This is a genomic window from uncultured Caballeronia sp. (assembly GCF_964243625.1).
Lineage (GTDB): Bacteria > Pseudomonadota > Gammaproteobacteria > Burkholderiales > Burkholderiaceae > Caballeronia.
On record NZ_CAXTGZ010000151.1, the window covers coordinates 1 to 3428 of the forward strand.

At 64.7% G+C, this 3428-nt stretch carries 3 protein-coding genes and 1 pseudogene (1 of these 4 running past the window's edge); 2 read left to right on the forward strand and 2 right to left on the reverse strand.

The annotated features are described in order from the left end of the window. A partial coding sequence (locus ACFFAR_RS12740) for a nitronate monooxygenase (RefSeq protein ID WP_375507958.1) occupies positions 1 to 277 on the forward strand: 277 nt, incomplete at its 5' end. A 3-nt stretch (positions 278 to 280) separates the two neighbouring features. On the opposite strand, the gene ACFFAR_RS12745 is transcribed toward ACFFAR_RS12740, so the two are convergent. Further along, entirely contained in the window at positions 281 to 1678 is a 1398-nt protein-coding gene (locus ACFFAR_RS12745; RefSeq protein WP_375507959.1) for a PLP-dependent aminotransferase family protein, read from the reverse strand. A gap of 108 nt (positions 1679 to 1786) precedes the next feature. On the opposite strand from ACFFAR_RS12745, the gene ACFFAR_RS12750 reads away from it, so the two are divergent. Continuing rightward, positions 1787 to 2683 carry an EamA family transporter gene (locus tag ACFFAR_RS12750; RefSeq protein ID WP_174365122.1) on the forward strand — a complete coding sequence of 299 codons (897 nt, stop codon included), beginning with the start codon at positions 1787 to 1789 and terminating at the stop codon, positions 2681 to 2683. A 3-nt stretch (positions 2684 to 2686) separates the two neighbouring features. On the opposite strand, the pseudogene ACFFAR_RS12755 reads toward ACFFAR_RS12750, so the two are convergent. After that, a pseudogene (locus ACFFAR_RS12755) lies at positions 2687 to 3428 on the reverse strand (zinc-dependent alcohol dehydrogenase family protein) (it continues 294 nt past the right edge of the window).

Consider the following 3428-nt stretch of genomic DNA (forward strand, 5'->3'; position numbering starts at 1 on the left):
CGATGATTCCACCGCCGTGACCAACCTGTTCACCGGACGGCCGGCTCGCGGAATCATGAACCGCGTGATGCGGGAAGTCGGGCCGTTGTCGGTCGCGGCGCCGGCGTTTCCGCTTGCATCGGCTGCGCTCGCGCCGCTGAAGGCGAAAGCCGAAGCAGCGGGCAAGGGGGACTTCACGAGCCTCTGGTCAGGACAGGCGGCGCGGCTCGCGCGTGAGATGCCTGCGGGCGAACTGACGCGGGCGCTGATTGCGGAGACCCTGGCGCGTTTGCCCTGAATGCTAAGCATGCATCGCGCGTTCGAGCACCTTGAAGACGCGCGGGTCGCCGCATTGCGCGACGTTGAAGCGCAGGAACCGGCCGGCGGATTGCGCAACGCTGAACGCATTGCCGGGCGCCAGAACGACGTTTTCGACCAAAGCGCGCCGGGCCACATCCGCCGCATCGATGCCTTCGGGCAACGCACACCAGAGGAACATCCCGCCGCGTGGCTCGATCCACGGCTTGATACCCAGCGCGGACAGTTTTGCGCTTACGGGTCCCATCGAACGGGACAAACGTTCCCGCAACGCTTCCATATGCTTGCGATACGTGCCGTCCTTCAGCACGCTCAACACGAGTTCGGATGAAAGCCGCCCGCTGCCGAACGACGTCGCGATCTTCAGATCGATCAGACCTTCGATCCAGTCATGCCGTGCCGCGATGAATCCGCAACGGACCGCCGCCGAGAGGCTCTTGGAAAAGCTGCCGATATGCACGACGCGGTCGAGGCCATCGAATGCGGCAAGGCGGGGCGACGGCTCGTGCTCGAAGTCGCCAAAGATATCGTCTTCGATGATCGTGAGGTCCGCCTGATCGGCGAGCTTCAGCAGACGATGCGCGACCACAGGCGCAAGCGTCGCGCCGGTCGGATTGTGCAGCGCCGAGTTCGTGATGTAGAGCCGCGGCCGGTGCTCCGCGAGCGCCTGGGCGAACAGTGCCATGTCGGGGCCGGAGGACGTGTACGGAACGCTGACAATCTTCGCGCGATGTGCCCGCAGCAGCGCTAGAAAGTTGAAATAACACGGGTCATCGACGAGTACCGTATCGCCCGGTTCGAGCAGGAAACGGCACAGCAGGTCGATAGCCTGCGTGCCGGATTCGGCGAGCATGATCTGGTCGGGCGCGGCGTCGATCCCGCGGTCCGCCAGGCGCCGCGCCAGCAGTTGCCGAAGCGCGGGAAGCCCGAGCGACGTGCCGTAGTCGGCGAGCATGGTCACGTCCGCACGCGCGGCGGATCGCAACGCACGGCGAATTCCGGCCTCCGGCAGCCACGACCCGGGCAGCCAGCCGCAGCCGGCTTTCAGGGTGTCGTCGGCGGCATCGAGCGACTGGCGCGATACCCAGAACGGATCGACCGCCCGGTCCAGCAGTGGACCGAGTTCGGCCAGTGAAAGCGGCGGCAAGTGGCCAGTGACGTAAAAGCCCGATCCGCGCCGCGACTGGATCACGCCCTCGGCCGCGAGCCGGTCATACGCCTCGACCACAGTGGATTTGGATACCTGCAGCGTCTCTGCCAGGCCGCGAATGGACGGCACCCGGGCGCCTGCCGAAAGTGTGCGATTCGAGATTCGCTGCTGGACGGCCTGCATCACGCGCTCAACGAGCGTTCCGCTTTCGGCCTGGATTGTGTCTTCCATGTGTACTGGTTCCCGACCAAGACAGTTTTGCAGAACTGTAGTGCACTGTCTCTGGAAAAGCCATGCATCCCCAACCGATACTTCGAGCTTGAATCCAGAGGTAAGAGAATGAGCGAGACAGACAAGGCAGCGAGCGGGTGGATGAACGGTTTTCTCGGGATGCTGATTTTCAGCGGATCGCTTCCCGCTACGCGCCTTGCGGTCGCGAGTTTCGACCCGGTCTTCCTGACCGTGGCGCGTGCGTGCATTGCGGGTGCGCTCGGCCTCGTGCTATTGCTGGTGTTCCGTGAAAAACGCCCCGAACGCAGCGACCTGATACCGCTTGCCGTGGTCGCGTTCGGCGTGGTCATCGGCTTTCCGTTGCTGACGGCGCTCGCGCTCAAGCACATCACGGCGGGGCATTCGGTGGTTTTCGTGGCGGTGTTGCCGCTCACGACCGCGATCTTCGGCGTGCTGCGCGGCGGTGAGCGTCCACGTCCCGCGTTCTGGCTTTTTTCCGGGCTTGGCGCGGTACTCGTCGCAGGATTTGCGCTGCTGCAGGGCGGCGGCGCAGCTTCTATCGGCGATGTATTGATGATCGGCGCGGTGATCGTCTGCGGTCTGGGTTATGCGGAAGGCGCGCGGCTCTCGCGCAAGCTCGGCGGCTGGCAGGTGATCTCGTGGGCGCTGGTGATGTCCCTGCCCGTCATGGTTCCGGCGGCGCTCGCGACCTTGCCGGCCTCATGGGACGGGATCGGCGAATCGGCATGGATGGGACTCGGCTACGTCTCCCTGTTCAGCATGCTGATCGGCTTCGTGTTCTGGTATCGCGGGCTGGCTCAGGGCGGCATTGCTGCTGTCGGGCAGTTGCAGTTGCTTCAGCCCTTTTTCGGGCTGGTGCTCGCGGCGACCCTGCTTCACGAACCGGTTGGCTGGTCGATGGTCGCCGTCGCCACGGCCGTCGTGCTTTGCGTGGTCGGCGCGAAGCGGTTCGCGCGGCCGGTGGTGGTGCTGGCGGCGCGTTGAAAGTCAGCGGATATCGACCACGAGTTTTCCGTTGCCGGTGCCGTCGGTCATCGACTGGTAGGCGAGTTCGGTGCTGTCCAGGTCGAAGGCGCGCGGATCCAGTTTCGGCACGAGCTTTCCTTCTTCAGCAAGTGCAGTCGCGACCTTCAGGATCTCGCCATGATGTTCGCGGTGCTTGCCCGTCAGAAGCGGTGCAAGCGTGAATACGCCGGAATAGGTCGCCTCGCGAAACGACAGCGGGGCGAGCGAATGCGTGCCCCAGCCGAGCGCGCTGACCACGTGCCCGAATTGCTTGACCGCTGCAAACGACGCATCGAGCGTGGCGCCGCCGACGGTATCCGCGACCAGGTCGAATCCCTCTGCGTTCGTGTGCGCTTTCACGTACTGCTCGACGGAAAAAGTCCGATAATCGATGCCCGTCGCCCCATACTGTTGCATCAGCGCCACGTCCGCCTCGCTGACCGTGGCGAAAACCTGAGCGCCCAACGCCCGCGCAAGCTGAACCGAAACGTGCCCGACGCCGCCACCACCGCCTTGCACCAGCACGGTTTGACCGGCTTGCACACGCGCTCTGTCGACGATTCCCTGATACGACGTAATGAAACTCAGCGGCAGCGCGGCGGCTTCTCTCATAGACAGATTCGCTGGTTTCAGCGCAATCAGCCGCGCATCGACGGCGGCGAACTGGGCGAGCGAGCCCTGGCGGATGCCGGTCGCCCCGGTGACGTGCACCGGCGCGCTCGGC